Annotated in this window: 14 protein-coding genes and 2 tRNA genes; 9 read left to right on the top strand and 7 right to left on the bottom strand. The window is 69.7% G+C overall.

Annotated features, from left to right (window positions below):
* Positions 1-166: 166 nt before the first annotated feature.
* Positions 167-457 carry a DUF1905 domain-containing protein gene (locus LEL83_RS08205; protein ID WP_225558440.1) on the top strand — a complete coding sequence of 97 codons (291 nt, stop codon included), beginning with the start codon at positions 167-169 and terminating at the stop codon, positions 455-457.
* Between the two features lie 12 nt (positions 458-469).
* Here LEL83_RS08205 and LEL83_RS08200 read toward each other — a convergent pair.
* Positions 470-543: transfer RNA gene (locus LEL83_RS08200), tRNA-Gly, on the bottom strand.
* A 54-nt stretch (positions 544-597) separates the two neighbouring features.
* Between LEL83_RS08200 and LEL83_RS08195 the strand changes: the two genes are divergently transcribed.
* From LEL83_RS08195 to LEL83_RS08175, 5 genes are all read left to right on the top strand, one after another.
* The gene (locus LEL83_RS08195; protein ID WP_225558439.1) at positions 598-909 is read left to right on the top strand and encodes a hypothetical protein; all 312 of its coding nucleotides are present in this window, start codon (positions 598-600) and stop codon (positions 907-909) included.
* A 57-nt stretch (positions 910-966) separates the two neighbouring features.
* Positions 967-1043, top strand: a tRNA-Pro gene (locus LEL83_RS08190).
* Positions 1044-1095: 52 nt separating this feature from the next.
* Positions 1096-2403, top strand: a complete 1308-nt coding sequence (tig, locus tag LEL83_RS08185; RefSeq protein WP_225558438.1) for a trigger factor — start codon at positions 1096-1098, stop codon at positions 2401-2403.
* Positions 2404-2571: 168 nt separating this feature from the next.
* A complete protein-coding gene (locus LEL83_RS08180; RefSeq protein WP_198658035.1) occupies positions 2572-3201 on the top strand; it encodes an ATP-dependent Clp protease proteolytic subunit in 630 nt (209 codons plus the stop codon).
* A 26-nt stretch (positions 3202-3227) separates the two neighbouring features.
* Complete coding sequence (locus LEL83_RS08175; RefSeq protein WP_027464696.1) at positions 3228-3887, top strand: ATP-dependent Clp protease proteolytic subunit; 660 nt, start codon at positions 3228-3230, stop codon at positions 3885-3887.
* Positions 3888-3969: 82 nt separating this feature from the next.
* Here the strand turns inward: LEL83_RS08175 and LEL83_RS08170 are convergent, their stop codons facing one another.
* Both LEL83_RS08170 and LEL83_RS08165 read right to left on the bottom strand, forming a co-directional pair.
* Complete coding sequence (locus tag LEL83_RS08170; RefSeq protein WP_225558437.1) at positions 3970-4578, bottom strand: copper resistance CopC family protein; 609 nt, start codon at positions 4576-4578, stop codon at positions 3970-3972.
* A 50-nt stretch (positions 4579-4628) separates the two neighbouring features.
* The gene (locus LEL83_RS08165) at positions 4629-5351 is read right to left on the bottom strand and encodes a YcnI family copper-binding membrane protein (RefSeq protein WP_225558436.1); all 723 of its coding nucleotides are present in this window, start codon (positions 5349-5351) and stop codon (positions 4629-4631) included.
* A gap of 237 nt (positions 5352-5588) precedes the next feature.
* On the opposite strand from LEL83_RS08165, the gene clpX reads away from it, so the two are divergent.
* Entirely contained in the window at positions 5589-6869 is a 1281-nt protein-coding gene (gene clpX / locus LEL83_RS08160) for an ATP-dependent Clp protease ATP-binding subunit ClpX (protein WP_198658038.1), read from the top strand.
* Positions 6870-6974: 105 nt separating this feature from the next.
* On the opposite strand, the gene LEL83_RS08155 is transcribed toward clpX, so the two are convergent.
* Together LEL83_RS08155 and LEL83_RS08150 are read right to left on the bottom strand one after the other, a co-directional pair.
* Positions 6975-8999 carry a M3 family metallopeptidase gene (locus LEL83_RS08155; RefSeq protein ID WP_225558435.1) on the bottom strand — a complete coding sequence of 675 codons (2025 nt, stop codon included), beginning with the start codon at positions 8997-8999 and terminating at the stop codon, positions 6975-6977.
* Between the two features lie 34 nt (positions 9000-9033).
* Positions 9034-9615: a TetR/AcrR family transcriptional regulator gene (locus LEL83_RS08150; RefSeq protein ID WP_225558434.1), complete on the bottom strand. Its 582-nt coding sequence runs from the start codon at positions 9613-9615 to the stop codon at positions 9034-9036.
* Positions 9616-9737: 122 nt separating this feature from the next.
* On the opposite strand from LEL83_RS08150, the gene LEL83_RS08145 reads away from it, so the two are divergent.
* Positions 9738-10577: an alpha/beta fold hydrolase gene (locus LEL83_RS08145; protein ID WP_225558433.1), complete on the top strand. Its 840-nt coding sequence runs from the start codon at positions 9738-9740 to the stop codon at positions 10575-10577.
* A 208-nt stretch (positions 10578-10785) separates the two neighbouring features.
* Here the strand turns inward: LEL83_RS08145 and LEL83_RS08140 are convergent, their stop codons facing one another.
* Together LEL83_RS08140 and valS are read right to left on the bottom strand one after the other, a co-directional pair.
* Positions 10786-11037: a hypothetical protein gene (locus tag LEL83_RS08140; protein WP_225558432.1), complete on the bottom strand. Its 252-nt coding sequence runs from the start codon at positions 11035-11037 to the stop codon at positions 10786-10788.
* A gap of 62 nt (positions 11038-11099) precedes the next feature.
* A complete protein-coding gene (gene valS, locus LEL83_RS08135; RefSeq protein WP_225558431.1) occupies positions 11100-13694 on the bottom strand; it encodes a valine--tRNA ligase in 2595 nt (864 codons plus the stop codon).
* Between the two features lie 311 nt (positions 13695-14005).
* On the opposite strand from valS, the gene proP reads away from it, so the two are divergent.
* On the top strand, positions 14006-15541 hold the full coding sequence (gene proP, locus LEL83_RS08130; RefSeq protein ID WP_225558430.1) for a glycine betaine/L-proline transporter ProP: 1536 nt from the start codon (positions 14006-14008) through the stop codon (positions 15539-15541).
* Positions 15542-15590: the final 49 nt, after the last annotated feature.

The raw sequence follows: 15590 nt of genomic DNA, 5'->3' as shown, positions 1-15590 counted from the left end.
TTCCGGTTCGCAGACCTCGGCGATCGTGAACCGGAAGCGTCAACCGTCGAGAGGGAAACCCGGTCCGGCGTCCGCGACGCGCCGACCCGGCCCGGCCCGCTCGACGCTACGGGCCGCTCGACGCCCCGCCCCGCCCGGCCCGGCCCCGCGGCCGTACGATCGCCGCATGGAGCTCGAGTTCCGCGGCGAGGTCATCGAGTGGCGCGGCCCGTCACCGTTCTTCTTCGCCGTCGTGCCGCCGGACGCGGCCGAGGTCATCGCGGATCTCGCGCCGGTGCTCACCTACGGGTGGGGTGTGATCCCGGCGCGTGTGACGATCGGCTCGGTGACGTGGACGACGTCGCTCTTCCCGAAGGACGGTGGGTACCTCGTGCCGTTGCGTGCGGCGGAGCGGAAGCGTTCCCGTGTCGATCTCGGCGACGCCCCGCGGATCACCCTCGAGTTCGCCGGCCCCTGACCGGGCGGGCTGTGGAGGGGATGACGGGAATCGAACCCGCGTAGCCAGTTTGGAAGACTGGGGCTCTACCATTGAGCTACATCCCCGCGCCTGCGCACCAGGCGCAGCCCGACCATCGTAGCGGACGAACGAGCACCGACATGCCGACGCGCGTCATCCCGAAGCCGGACGCCGGCGCCGAGCGCACGATCCGCTGGTCGCGGGTGGTGTCCTTCGTCCTCGTGGCACTCGCTGCGATCGTCCTGTCGCTGCGGCCGGAGCTGTTCGGCGACCCGCAGCACCAGCCCGCGCACGCACTGCTGCACGTCTGGCGGATCGTCGTCGGGTTGGCGCTCGCCGTGGCCGCGCTCGGGGTGCAGGTCGTGGTCGGCGTGCGCTGGCGGCGTGACCTGCGACGCGCCGCGGAGGACGACGGCGATCCTCCCGGGAACCGAGCACCGGCGGACCGCTAGACTCATCGGCGTCGCGTCCGCCCGTTCGGCGTGCGTGGACACCCTGGCCCAGTCAAACGGGGCGTAGCTCAGCTTGGTAGAGCGCCCGCTTTGGGAGCGGGAGGTCGCAGGTTCAAATCCTGTCGCCCCGACCAGGTCTTCGAGGAACACCGACCACACGAACGTCAACCAACAGGAGAACATCCCTTGGCCACCAGCACCGTCGACAAGGTGAGCGACACCCGCGTCAAGCTCACCGTGAACGTGACGCCGGACGATCTCAAGCCGAGCATCGACCACGCGTACAAGCACATCGCCGAGCAGATCAACATCCCCGGCTTCCGCAAGGGCAAGGTCCCGCCGGCGATCGTCGACCAGCGCGTCGGCCGTGGCGAGGTCCTGAACCACGCCGTCGGTGACGCCATCGACACCTTCTACCGCCAGGCGGTCGAGGAGCAGGAGCTGCGCATCCTCGGTCGTGCCGAGGCCGACGTGGCCGAGCTGCCGAACCTCGCGGACTTCACCGGCGACCTCGTCCTCACCTTCGAGGTCGACGTCCGCCCCGAGTTCGACCTGCCGGACTACTCCTCGTACGAGCTCACCGTCGACGCCGTCGAGGTGTCGGACGACGAGATCGAGGAGGAGCTGCAGAACCTGCGCACCCGCTTCGGCACGCTCGTGACCGTCGACCGCCCGGCCAAGACCGGCGACTTCGCGCAGATCGACCTCACCGCCTCCATCGGCGACGACGAGGTCGACTCGGCCACCGGCGTCTCCTACGAGATCGGCTCCGGCGACCTGCTCGAGGGCATCGACGAGGCGCTCGAGTCCCTGACCGCCGGTGAGTCGACGACCTTCGAGTCGAAGCTCGTCGGTGGCGACCGCGAGGGCGAGACCGCCCAGATCGCCGTCACCGTCACCGCCGTCAAGGAGCGCGAGCTCCCCGAGGCCGACGACGAGTTCGCCCAGATCGCCAGCCAGTTCGACACCATCGACGAGCTCAAGGCCGACCTGAAGGAGCAGATCGCGAAGTCCAAGACCTTCGGTCAGGGCGCCGCGGCTCGCGACAAGCTCGTCGAGAAGCTCACCGAGGACGTCGACATCCCGATCTCGGAGAAGCTCATCGAGGACGAGGTGCACCGTCACCTCGAGCAGGAGAACCGCCTGGAGGACGAGGAGCACCGCAAGGAGGTCTCGGAGTCCAGCGAGACCGCCTTCCGCTCGCAGATCCTGCTCGACGCGATCGCCGAGAAGGAGGAGATCCAGGTCTCCCAGGAGGAACTGACCCAGTACCTCATCCAGGCCGCCGCGCAGTACGGCATGGAGCCGGCCGAGTTCATCAAGGTCATCGACCAGAACGGCCAGATCCCCGGCATGGTCGGCGAGGTCGCCCGCTCGAAGGCGGTCGCGACCGTCCTGTCGAAGGTCACCGTCAAGGACACCAACGGCGACGACGTCGACCTGTCCGCCTTCACGGCGGGCGTCGCGCAGGAGCCGGCAGGGGCTGCCGAGTAACGATCTCGACGCTCCCAGCACGACGGACGGGAGGCTCGGTGCCAGCTGGCACCGTGCCTCCCGTCCGTCGTTTCCGCACCATCGCATTGCCGACAGCGAACAGACGGGAACTGGTGCGTTGCACCCGATAAGTTCGACATCAAGCGACAACTGAACGGGAGCTTTTCCATGGCCGAAGCAACACTGAACCCCAGTGTTTTTGACCGCCTTCTGAGAGACCGGATCGTGTGGCTCGGCTCCGAGGTCCGCGACGACAACTCGAACGAGATCGCAGCCAAGCTGCTGCTGCTCGCCGCCGAGGACCCTGAGAAGGACATCTACCTCTACATCAACTCGCCCGGTGGCTCGATCACCGCCGGCATGGCGATCTACGACACGATGCAGTTCGTGCCGAACGACATCGTCACGGTGGGCATCGGCCTCGCCGCGTCGATGGGCCAGTTCCTGCTGTCCTCCGGCACGCCGGGCAAGCGCTACATCACGCCGAACGCGCGCGTGCTGCTGCACCAGCCGTCCGGTGGCTTCGGCGGTACCGCTGCCGACATCCAGACGCAGGCCAAGGTCATCCTCGACATGAAGCAGCGCATGGCGGAGCTCACGGCCGAGCAGACCGGCAAGTCGATCGAGCAGATCCTCAAGGACAACGACCGCGACAACTGGTTCACGGCGCAGGAAGCCCTGGAGTACGGCTTCGTCGACCACCTCCGCGCCTCGAGCGCCGAGGTCATCGGCGGCGGTGGCACCGTCGGCGACGGCGAAGCACCGACCAGCGCGGCCGAGCCCGACGCCCGGTCCTGATCACCACCGAAGAAAAGGAAACGAGAATGCACCTCCCCATGCTCGGTGGCGCGCAGAACGTCCCGGCCCCGTCCAATCGGTACATCCTGCCGAGCTTCGAGGAGCGGACGGCCTACGGCTACAAGCGCCAGGACCCGTACGCCAAGCTCTTCGAGGACCGCATCGTGTTCCTCGGTGTCCAGGTCGACGACGCGTCGGCTGACGACGTCATGGCCCAGCTGCTCGTGCTCGAGTCGATGGACCCGGACCGCGACATCGTGATGTACATCAACTCGCCCGGTGGCTCGTTCACCGCGATGACGGCGATCTACGACACGATGCAGTACATCCGCCCCCAGATCCAGACGGTCTGCCTCGGCCAGGCCGCCTCGGCCGCGTCGGTGCTCCTGGCCGGCGGGACCCCCGGCAAGCGCCTCGCGCTGCCGAACGCCCGCGTGCTCATCCACCAGCCCGCGACCCAGCAGGGTGGCGGTCAGGCGTCCGACATCGAGATCCAGGCGGCGGAGATCCTCCGCATGCGCACCTGGCTCGAGGAGACGCTGTCGAAGCACTCCAACAAGACGCCGGAGGAGATCAACCACGACATCGAGCGCGACAAGATCATGTCCGCGCAGGAAGCCGTGGAGTACGGCCTGATCGACCAGGTCCTCACCAGCCGCAAGAACCTGCCGGCGCTCGTCAAGTAGCACCAGCAGGAACGACGACGCCCCCGCACCGATCGGTGCGGGGGCGTCGTCGTGTGTGCGGTGACCGCGGCCGTCGTCGGGGTCAGACGTCCGTGTCGTCGGACTGCGGCGCGGGCCTGCGGCGCAGGAGCAGCAGGACGGCCACGACGGCGCCGATGAGCACGACGCCGCCGGCACCGATCCAGATCGCGTCGGCCGCCGGCGACTCGTTCGACCCGGAGGCCGTGCCGGTGGTCGCCTCGGACCCGGAGTCGTCGTCGCCGGCGGTGGCGCAGGACGGCGGCTCCGCCGAGCCGGTGGCGGGGGAGAAGCCCGACGGGGCCTTCCACGTGAAGGGGTACTCGTCGGAGACGGTGTGGCCGTCGGCCGAGACGATCTGCCACTCGACGGTGTACTTCCCCGAGGCGCCGAGCGCGGCGGCGGTGGACATCGTCGGGCCCTCGACGTCGACGCAGCCGTCCTCGTAGTACTCGCCGTCAGGACCGACGACCCGGAAGGCGAACCCGGAACCCGAGTCGCCGATGTCGAGCAGCCGGTCGTTCGTCGTGATGGCGAAGGTGTCCGGTAGCTCGGTCAGCGTCCCGCCCACGGCCGGGTCGGACGACACCAGGTAGTTGTGGGCGCTGGCCGGACCAGCGAGCCCGAGGACCGCACCACCGGCGATCGCGACGGCCGCGACGGACCCGGCCACGAGCCTCCGGGCAGAGGACCGCGGGCGGGGCCGACGCGAGCCGCGCTGCGTCACTTGGCGGAGCTCCGACGACGCGTGCCGGCGACGGCGACGACCAGGGCGACGGCGCCGAGCACCAGGCCGCCGAGGCCGAGGAAGCGGCCGACCAGGTCGGGGTCGGCCGGGGCGCTGGTGCCGGCGGCCTCCGCGGCGGGGGTCGCGGCGGCCGCGTCACCGTCGTCGTCCGTCGCCTCGGCGGCGGTCAGGGTGATCGACGGCGCCGGGTGCTCGGGCTCGGCCTCGCCGGGCTGCTGCTCCTGATTCCACTCCACGCTGCCCTGCTCGCAGGTCTGCAGGGCGGGGAACTCGACCAGCTCGCCGGGCTCGCCGTCGGGCAGCGCGAAGGACAGCGAGAACGTGTCGCGCTCGTCGGCGGGCAGGGGGGTCTTCGCCGTGTAGGTGACGCTCGTGACGCGCTCGGCGGCCGCCTCGTGCTCGTCGTCGGCAGCGGCGGACGGGGCCGTGTACGGCTCGGTCGCCTTGCGGATGGTCCAGTTCGGGTTGACCGTGGGCGTGACCTCGATCACGGACTCGGGGACCTGGAACTCGATCTTCGTGGTGGGGGAGCCGTCGCAGCCGTGCGGCACCGAGAAGGTCGCGACGGTGTACGAGTTCGCCGCGGTCGACGTCGCGGTCGCGGAGACGTGCGCACTGGCCGCCGTGGCGCTGCCGAGGACGATGACGGCTGCGACACCGAGGGTGACGGCGCCGCCGGTGGCGAGACGCTTCTGCATGGGGTTCCTTCCGGGGGTGGTTCTGCACCAGCTGTTCTACAAGTTGTAGAGAAGTCGGGATCACCGTAGCAGGGTCGGACGCCCTGGGCGAACGCGCGCGGCGAAACCGGAGGGGCATCGCGGTCGATGTCACCGGTTGCGGTTAGGCTCGTGTCCACGACGAGGTGCCCACCAGCAGCGGTGCACCAGCGGCTGTGCGCCAGCGCGGCCGGCATGTCCAACCAGGGAGGCACGGGAATGGCACGCATCGGAGAGAGCGGCGATCTCCTCAAGTGCTCGTTCTGCGGCAAGAGCCAGAAGCAGGTCCAGCAGCTCATCGCGGGCCCCGGCGTCTACATCTGCGACGAGTGCGTCGAGCTGTGCAACGAGATCATCGAGGAGCGCCTGGCCGAAGCCGGCGAGGACACCGCGAGCGGCGACTTCGAACTGCCGAAGCCGCGCGAGATCTTCGACTTCCTGCAGGAGTACGTCATCGGGCAGGACCCGGCGAAGCGCGCCCTGGCCGTGGCCGTCTACAACCACTACAAGCGCGTCCGTGCGCAGGGGCAGATCACCGCCGCCGAGGACCGCGACGACATCGAGATCGCGAAGTCGAACATCCTGCTCATCGGCCCGACCGGCTGCGGCAAGACCTACCTGGCGCAGACGCTGGCCAAGCGGCTCAACGTGCCGTTCGCCGTCGCCGACGCCACCGCCCTGACCGAGGCCGGCTACGTGGGCGAGGACGTCGAGAACATCCTGCTCAAGCTCATCCAGGCCGCCGACTACGACGTCAAGCGCGCCGAGACCGGCATCATCTACATCGACGAGGTCGACAAGATCGCCCGCAAGGCCGAGAACCCGTCGATCACCCGCGACGTCTCCGGCGAGGGCGTGCAGCAGGCGCTGCTCAAGATCCTCGAGGGCACGGTCGCCTCGGTCCCGCCGCAGGGCGGTCGGAAGCACCCGCACCAGGAGTTCATCCAGATCGACACGACGAACGTGCTGTTCATCGTGGCCGGCGCGTTCGCCGGGCTCGAGGACATCGTGTCGTCGCGCGTCGGCAAGCGCGGCATCGGGTTCGGGGCGCCGCTGCACAGTGCGACCGACCACCAGGACCTGTACTCCGAGGTCCTGCCGGAAGACCTGCACAAGTTCGGCCTGATCCCCGAGTTCATCGGGCGGCTGCCCGTCGTCACCACGGTGTCGCAGCTCGACCAGGCGGCGCTCATGCAGATCCTGACCGAGCCGAAGAACGCGCTGATCAAGCAGTACCAGCGGATGTTCCAGATCGACGGCGTCGAGCTCGAGTTCGACCAGGGCGCGCTCGAGGCCATCGCGGACCTGGCGGTGCTGCGGCAGACCGGTGCCCGTGGCCTGCGCGCGATCCTCGAAGAGGTCCTCGGCCCGGTGATGTTCGACGTCCCCTCCGACGACGACGTCGCCCGCGTGGTGATCACCCGCGAGTCCGTGCTCGAGAACGCGGCGCCGACGATCGTGCCGCGGCCCCGGGCCAAGCGCGTCGAGAAGTCGGCGTAGCGCCCCGGCCCGTCAGTCAGCGGCGAACACCACGAGAACGACAGAACACCTCGAGATCTCGAGGTGTTCTGTCGTTCTCGTGGTGTTCGTCGGCCGAAACGCCGCCTACTCCAGGCCGCGGCGGCGCAGCAGCGGGCCGACCTCGGCGTCGCGGCCGCGGAAGTCCCGGTACGCCTCGAGCGGGTCCTTCGCCCCACCGACCCCGAGCAACCGCTCCGCGAAGCGCCGTCCGGCTTCCCGGTCGAGCCCGCCGTTGTCGCGGAACCACTCCACCGTGTCGGCGTCGAGCACCTCGGACCAGATGTACCCGTAGTAGCCGGCGTCGTACCCGCCCGAGAACGTGTGGGCGAAGTACGTCGACGAGTACCGCGGCGGCACGGCCTCGACCGCGATGCCGGCGGCGGCGAGGGCGTCCCGCTCGAAGTCCTCGACGGACGTCACCGCGGCAGCGTCGGCTGCGGAGAGCCGGTGCCACGCCTGGTCGAGCAGTGCCGCGGCCAGGTACTCCGTCGTGCCGAAGCCCTCGTTGAACCCGGCCGACTCGCTGAGTCCCAGGACGAGCTCCGGCGGCAGCGGTTCCCCGGTCTCGTGGTGCTTGGCGTAGTTCGCCAGGACCGACGGCCACGACACCCACATCTCGTTGACCTGGCTCGGGAACTCGACGAAGTCCCGCTCGACGTTCGTGCCGGAGAACCGCGGGTAGGTGGTGCGGGCGATCAGGCCGTGCAGCGCGTGGCCGAACTCGTGGAAGAGCGTCTCGACCTCGTCCTGGATGAGCAGCGTGGGGGAGCCCGCGGCCGGCTTCGCGACGTTGAGGTTGTTGACCACGACGGGCAGGGTGCCGAGCAGCGCGGACTGCTCGACGACGGGGTTCATCCATGCACCGCCCCGCTTGCCGTCACGCGTGTAGAGGTCGAGCAGGTACAGGCCGACCGGTTCGCCGTCGTCGCCGGTGACCTCGAAGACGCGGACCTCGTCGTTGTAGCCGTGCAGGTCGGGCCGCTCGGTGAAGGTCAGGCCGTACAGGGCGCCGGCGGCGTGGAAGACGCCGTCGTGCAGGACCCGGTCCGCCTCGAAGTACGGGCGCAGCGCCGAGCTGTCCGCCGCGAACTGCTCCCCGCGCAGGATCTCGGTGGCGTACGCCCAGTCCCACGACTCGACGTCGAACCCGACCGTGCGCGATCGGACCGCGCGCTCGTCGTCGGCGTTCCGCACGGCGGCACCGACGAGCGAGGACAGCAGCCCGTCGACGGCCTCCGGGGTGCCCGCGGTCTCGTCGGCGGTGACGACGGCGGCGTGGTCCGGGAACCCGAGCAGCTCGGCGCGCTCGGCCCGGAGCCGGACGATCCGCAGCAGGACCTCGCGGTTGTCGTGCTCGTTGCCGCGACGACCGCGGGCGAGGGAGGCGCGCATGATCCGTTCGCGCAGGCCGCGGTCGCGCAGGGAGCCGAGCCACGGGTGCCCGGTGTAGAGCGGCAGCGTGATGAGCCACCCGTCGAGCCCGCGGTCGGCCGCGGCACCGGCGGCGGCGGACTTCGCACCGTCGTCGAGGCCGTCGAGCTCGGACTCGTCCGTGACGTGCACGGCGGAGTCGTTGGTGTCCTCGAGCAGGTTCCGCTCGAAGGTCGTCGTCAGGGTCGACAACTCCTGGTTGATCGCCGTCAGGCGCTCCTTGCCCGCGTCGTCGAGCCCGGCACCCGCGAGGGTCATCTCGGCGTGGGTCCGCTCGACGAGCCGCAGGTCCTCACCGGTCAGCCCGGCGGCCTCGGCGCCGTCGAGCACGGCCTGCACCCGCGCGTAGAGCCGCGCGTCCAGGGTGATCGCGTCCCGGTGGCCGGCGAGCAGCGGGGAGACCTCGGCTTCGAGGTCGTGCAGTGCCGGGGTGGAGTCGGCCGACGACAGCGTGAAGAACACGTGGCTGACGCGGGTCAGCAGCTGCCCCGACCGCTCGAGGGCGACCAGGGTGTTCTCGAACGTCGGTGCGTCCGGGTCGGTGGCGATGGCCTCGACCTCGGCGCGCTGCTCGGCCATGCCGGCGTCGAAGGCCGGTCGGTAGTGCTCGAGTCGCACGTCGCCGAAGGGCGGCAGGGCGTAGGGGAGGGTGCTCGGGACGTCGAACGGGGTTGCCATGGCGACCACACTACGGACGTGGCGCCGCTCCGTGTCAGCGCGTCGCGGCGTCGATCAGGGTCTCGGCGGCGCGGCGTGCGTGCGCGGCCGGTGCCGTGGTGCCGGCGATGGCCGCGGTGGTCTGTGCACCCTCGGCCAGGAGCGCGAGCTGCGCGGCGAGCTCCTCGGCCTGTTCCGGGGCGTCCACGACCTCGGCAGTGAGCTGCTGCACGTACCGCTGGAACGAGTCCTTGTGGTCACGCGCGATCTCGGCGACGGCGGGTGACGTGGCTCCGAGCTCGCCGAAGGCGTTGATGAAGCCGCACCCACGGAAGGTGTCGTCACCGAACCAGGACTCCAGGAAGTCGTAGAGCGCCAGCAGCTTCTCGCGCGGACCGGTGGCCGCGTCGACCGCACCGTGGACGCCGCGCTCCCAGATGTCGTGGCGGCCGGCGAGCACCGCGGCGATGAGCTGCTCCTTGCCCGGGAACGCCGCGTACAGCTTCTTGAGCGAGACCCCCGCGGCGGTCCGGATCGCGTCCATGCCGACCGACTGGATGCCGCGCGTGTAGAACAGCTGGTCCGCGACCTCGACGATGTGCGCGCGCACATCCGGTTCGACGGTGCTGGTGACCATGTACGTACCCCGTTCGCTGAGTGTTCACCGGGCCCGACTTGCGAGGGGAACGGCCGTTCTCTACTGTAGTCCACATCGGCGGAGAACGATCGTTCTCCGCGAAGTCGAGGGAAGGAACGACCATGGGTGCCATCACCGTCGGGACCGAGAACAGCGTCGACATCGAGCTCCACTACGAGGACAAGGGCCAGGGCCAGCCGATCGTGCTGATCCACGGCTTCCCCCTCGACGGCAACTCGTGGGAGGGGCAGGTCCCGATGCTCCTCGAGGCCGGCTACCGCGTCATCACGTACGACCGCCGCGGCTTCGGTCGGTCCTCGCAGCCGTCCACCGGCTACGACTACGACACCTTCGCCGACGACCTGCACACGGTCCTCGAGACCCTCGACCTGCGCGACGTGATCCTGGTCGGCTTCTCGATGGGCACCGGCGAGATCGCCCGCTACATCGGCCGCCACGGCGAGGACCGGATCGCCAAGGTCGCGTTCCTCGCCTCGCTCGAGCCGTTCCTGGCGATCACCGACGACAACCCGGACGGCGCCGGCCCGATGTCGTTCTTCGAGGGCATCGCCGCCGACGTGGCGAAGGACCGCTACGCGTACTTCACGAACTTCTACCAGGACTTCTTCAACCTGTCGGAGAACCTCGGCACCCGCATCTCCGAGGAGCAGGTCCGCAACGCCTGGAACGTCGCTGCCGGCTCCGGCTCGATCGCGTCCGCCGCAGCACCCCTGACCTGGCCGACCGACTTCCGCCAGGACATCCCGAAGGTCACCGTCCCCGCCCTGATCGTGCACGGCACGTCGGACAACATCCTCCCGATCGACGCCACCGGTCGACGCTTCACCCAGGCCCTGCCCGCGGCGGAGTACGTCGAGATCGAGGGCGCCCCGCACGGCCTGCTCACCACGCACACCGCCGAGGTGAACGAGGTCCTGCGCACCTGGCTCGCCGAGTCCTGATCCCTCGGCGATCACGCGGGCGCTCCCCGGCGGGGGCGCCCGCGTCGTGAGCAGGAATGGTCGGGTCCCCACCGGGGACCCGACCATTCCTGCTCACCGAGCGAACCGCGAAGCGGAACCGCGAACCGCGAAGCGGAACCGCGAACCGCGAAGCGGAACCGCGAACCGCGAAGCGGAACCGCGAACCGCGCAGCGCGAACCGCCCGCGCTAGTCCTCTTCCGCGGCGTCGTCCGGGTTCGTCACCTGTGCGCGCCCGAGGGCGTCGAGGTGGATCGAGGTGCCGTCGTCGAGCTCGACGATCGGCTTGCCCTCCAGGAACGTCAGCGTCCACCCCCACGTCGCCGTGTCGACGGACTCCTGCGCGAGTTCGTCCTCGACCCCGCGCACGGCGACGACCATCGTCTCGGGCAGTCGCGCAGGCGGCTCCCCACCCACGTTCCAGCGTGTGCCCAACTGCATCCGTGCCTCCAGTCCGGTCGACGGGCCGGGTCGCCGACGCGACCCGGCCCGGACAGCCGACGTTACGCCTGCTGCTCCGCGAGCTCGATCTCGGTGACGGCGAGCTCGTCGCCGTCGACGAACGACAGGTTCTCGATGCGGCCGACGGCCGCCAGGTCGACCGCCGCGCGCTCGATGAGCACGCGCGTCTCGGCGGGTGCGGCGACGACCGCACGCGTCACGGGCGTCTTCTGGGACGCCTTCGCCGCCGTCTTCGCACCGCGGATCCCGATGAGCGCCTGCCCGACGGCCGCGAGCAGCCCGGTGGGGGCCGCGTCGGTCGGCAGGTCGGCCGCGGTCGGCCAGGAGGCCCGGTGCACGCTGGTCTCGTGGGTCCAGGCCCACACTTCCTCGGTCGCGTACGGGAGGAACGGCGCCAGCAGTCGGAGCAGCACGTCGATCGCGCCGCGCAGCGCCAGGACCGCACTCGCCTGCGTCTCGTGCGTCGCGTCGGACGCGGTGCCGTAGGCGCGCTCCTTCACGAGCTCGAGGTAGTCGTCGCAGAACGTCCAGAAGAAGCGCTCGGTGATCTCCAGCGCACGGGCGTGGTCGAAGCCGTCGAAGGCCGCGGTGGCCTGCTCGACGACCGAACCGAGCTCGGCGAGCATGTCGACGTCGAGGGCCTCGGTGACGCTCGTGGCACCCTCGGGCAGCGGGAAGCCGTAGACGAACTTCGCCGCGTTGAGCACCTTGATCGCCAGGCGACGGCCGACCTTGATCTGCTTCGGGTTCTGCGGGTCGAACGCCGCGTCGGTGCCGAGCTTGGACGAGGCCGCCCAGTAGCGGACCGCGTCGGCGCCGTGCTGCTCGAGGATCGACAGCGGCGTGACGACGTTGCCCTTCGACTTCGACATCTTCTTGCGGTCGGGGTCGACGATGAAGCCGGAGATGGAGGCGTGCTTCCACGGCACCACGTCGGCTTCGAGCTGACTGCGGAGCACGGTGGTGAACAGCCAGGTGCGGATGATGTCCTGCGCCTGCGGGCGGACGTCGTACGGGTACACCAGGTCGTAGAGCGCCGGGTCGGTCTCCCACTTGCCCGCGAGCTGCGGGGTGAGCGACGAGGTCGCCCAGGTGTCCATCACGTCGAGCTCACCCTGGAACCCGCCGGCCACGCCACGCTGGTCCTCGGTGTAGCCGGGGGCGGGCTCGGAGGCCGGGTCGACGGGCAGCTGCGCCTCGGTCGGCACGATCGGCTGGTCGAACACCGGGTTGCCGTCGGCGTCGAGCGGGTACCAGACCGGCAGCGGCACGCCGAAGAAGCGCTGGCGCGAGATGAGCCAGTCGCCGGACAGACCACCGACCCAGTTGTCGTAGCGGACGCGCATGAAGTCCGGGTGGAACGCGATCTCCTCGCCGCGCTGGCGGAGCGTGCTCTTCAGCTGCTCGTCGCGCGCGCCGTTGACGATGTACCACTGGCGGGTCGACACGATCTCCAGGGGCTTGTCGCCCTTCTCGAAGAACTTGACCGGGTGCTGGATGGTCTTGACGTCGCCGATCAGCTCGCCGGACTCGGTCAGGGCGTCCACGACGACCTTCTTGGCCGAGAACACGGTCTTGCCGGCCATCTCGGCGTAGAGCTCCTGGCCCTTCGTGGACTCGATCCAGGCGGGCTCCTCCGAACGCACGCGGCCGTCGAAGCCGATGATCGCGCGGTTCGGCAGCTGCAGCTCGCGCCACCACACCACGTCGGTGGTGTCACCGAAGGTGCAGACCATGGCGATGCCGGCGCCCTTGTCCTTCTGCGCCAGGTGGTGTGCGAGCACGGGCACCTCGACGTCGAACAGGGGGGAGCGGACCGTGGTGCCGAACAGGTCCTGGAACCGCTCGTCGTCCGGGTGGGCCACCAGGGCGACACAGGCGGGCAGCAGCTCGGGGCGGGTCGTCTGGATGACCACGTCGTCGCCACCGTCGGTGCGGTGGAAGGCGATGCCGTGGTACGCGCCGGGCATCTCCTTGTCCTCGAGCTCGGCCTGCGCGACCGCGGTGCGGAACGTGACGTCCCACAGGGTCGGCGCGTCGGCCTGGTAGGCCTCGCCGCGCTCGAGGTTGCGCAGGAACGCGCGCTGCGCGCTCGCCCGCGAGGTGTCGTCGATGGTGCGGTACGACTGGGTCCAGTCGACCGACAGACCGAGCGTGCGGAACAGCTCCTCGAACTGCTGCTCGTCCTGCACGGTCAGACGCTCGCACAGCTCGATGAAGTTGCGGCGCGACACCGGCAGCTGGTCGGCGGCCTTCGAGGACTTGCCGTCGCCGCCCTCGAACGGCGGCGTGAAGTCGGGGTCGTACGGCAGGGTCGGGTCGCAGCGGACGCCGTAGTAGTTCTGCACGCGACGCTCGGTGGGCAGACCGTTGTCGTCCCATCCCATCGGGTAGAAGACGTGCTTGCCGCGCATGCGCTCGAACCGGGCCTTGAGGTCGGTGTGCGTGTACGAGAACACGTGGCCGATGTGCAGCGAGCCCGAGGCGGTGGGCGGCGGGGTGTCGATCGACCAGACGGCGCTGCGGTCACCGGCGGCGTCGCGGTCGAAGCGGTAGGTGCCGTCCTGCTCCCAGACGGGCCCCCAGACCTGCTCCAGTCCGTCGACGCTGGGCTTCTCGGGCATGGGCTTGGTCATCGTGCACCTTCCGTCCGTGTGTGCGGCACCGAGTCCGTGATGAGGTGCCTGAGTGTGCCGCGCCTGGCGCGCGGTGTCCCCAATCGTAGCGGCGGCCCGGACACCGGCGCAGTCGGCGTGCGGGCACCGTTTACCACACCGAGATGTCGGGTTGGCCCGTGTCCTGCTAGTCTGTCGGAGTTTGTCCGGCGAGCGCGGAGCTCGCAGGAGCTGCAACGTCGCCGTCTCGCCGGACGCCCGAAGGACGCACCGCACACCGGAGGAACGACTTGGCACCGAACAACGCACCCCACTCGCACGGCGATCGGCCGTTGCGCACGAAGGGCGCCGCGAAGCGCGCTCGTCGCGATCTCACGAAGGACGACGTCACCGTCGTCGAGGAGTCGCTGCTCAAGCGAGCCGTCGCGGCAGCCGCGCTCGGCAACGCCATGGAGTGGTTCGACTTCGGCATCTTCGCCTACCTGACCGTGACGATCTCGCAGGTGTTCCTGCCGCAGGGCGACCCCGCGGCGAACATCGTCGCGACGTTCGGCTTCTTCGCCGCGGCGTTCATCGTCCGCCCGATCGGTGGTGCCGTGTTCGGCCCGATCGGCGACAAGATCGGCCGACAGAAGGTCCTCGCGCTGACGATGATCCTGATGGCCGCCGGCACGCTCATGATCGGCCTCATCCCGTCGTACGACTCGATCGGCTTCTGGGCCCCCATCCTGCTGCTCGTCGCCCGCTTCGTGCAGGGCTTCTCGACCGGTGGTGAGTACGGCGGCGCCGCGACGTTCATCGCCGAGTACTCGCCGGACAAGCGCCGTGGGTTCATGGGCTCCTGGCTCGAGTTCGGCACGCTCGCCGGCTACGTGCTCGGTGCGTCGATCGTCACCGCCCTGCAGTTCGGTCTGTCCGAGGAGGCCCTGCTCAGCTGGGGCTGGCGCATCCCGTTCATCATCGCCGGCCCGCTCGGCCTGATCGGGCTCTACCTCCGTCTCAAGCTCGAGGAGACCCCGGCCTTCCAGAAGCAGCAGGAGCAGGCCGCCGAGCGCGAGGGGCAGAAGACGCCGTTCCTCAAGCTCTTCGCCGAGAACTGGCGCTCGCTCATCATCTGCATCGGTCTCGTGCTGGTCTTCAACGTGACCGACTACATGCTGCTGTCGTACATGCCGACCTACCTGGAGCAGAACCTCGGCCAGAGCGCCACGTTCGGCCTCATCCTGATCGTCGTCGTGATGCTGCTCATGATGGTCGTCATCACCTTCGGTGGTCGCCTGTCCGACAAGTTCGGCCGTCGTCCCGTGCTGGCCGCCGGGTGCATCGGCTTCATCCTGCTGTCCTGGCCGGCCCTCAAGCTCGTCCAGACCGGCACCGGCCCGGGCGTCTTCGCCGGGCTCCTCATCCTGGGGATCGTGCTCGTCACGTTCACCTCGACGATGCCGTCGACCCTGCCGGCCCTGTTCCCGACGATCATCCGCTACGGCGCCCTGGCGATCGCGTTCAACGTCTCGGTGTCGCTCTTCGGTGGGACGACCCCGCTGGCCACCTCGGCGCTCATCGCCGGTGCGAAGGACGCCGGGTACGGCTGGGCCGAGGACATCCCCGCGTTCTACCTGATGGCGGCCGCGGTGATCGGTCTCGTCGCGGTGTACTTCACCAAGGAGACGGCAGCCACCCCGCTCATGGGCTCTGGTCCGACCGTCGGGTCGGAGGACGAGGTCGCCTCGGTCATCGAGGACTACAACGACCCGACCTCCGAGCTGGCACAGTCCGACTGGGCCAAGGAGTTCTCGACGAGCGAGATCCCGATCATCTCGGGTGACGCCGCGACGGGCGACGAGAAGAAGGAGCCCGCCGGCTCGTAGTCGCCGCCGCTCTGCCGGCCTGGAGGCACGGCGCGCGTCCGTCACGGAC

This window comes from Curtobacterium oceanosedimentum, from assembly GCF_020297365.1.
Lineage (GTDB): Bacteria > Actinomycetota > Actinomycetes > Actinomycetales > Microbacteriaceae > Curtobacterium.
The sequence above is the reverse complement of the archived record's forward strand: the minus strand, read 5'-3'. Positions and strand labels throughout refer to the sequence as shown.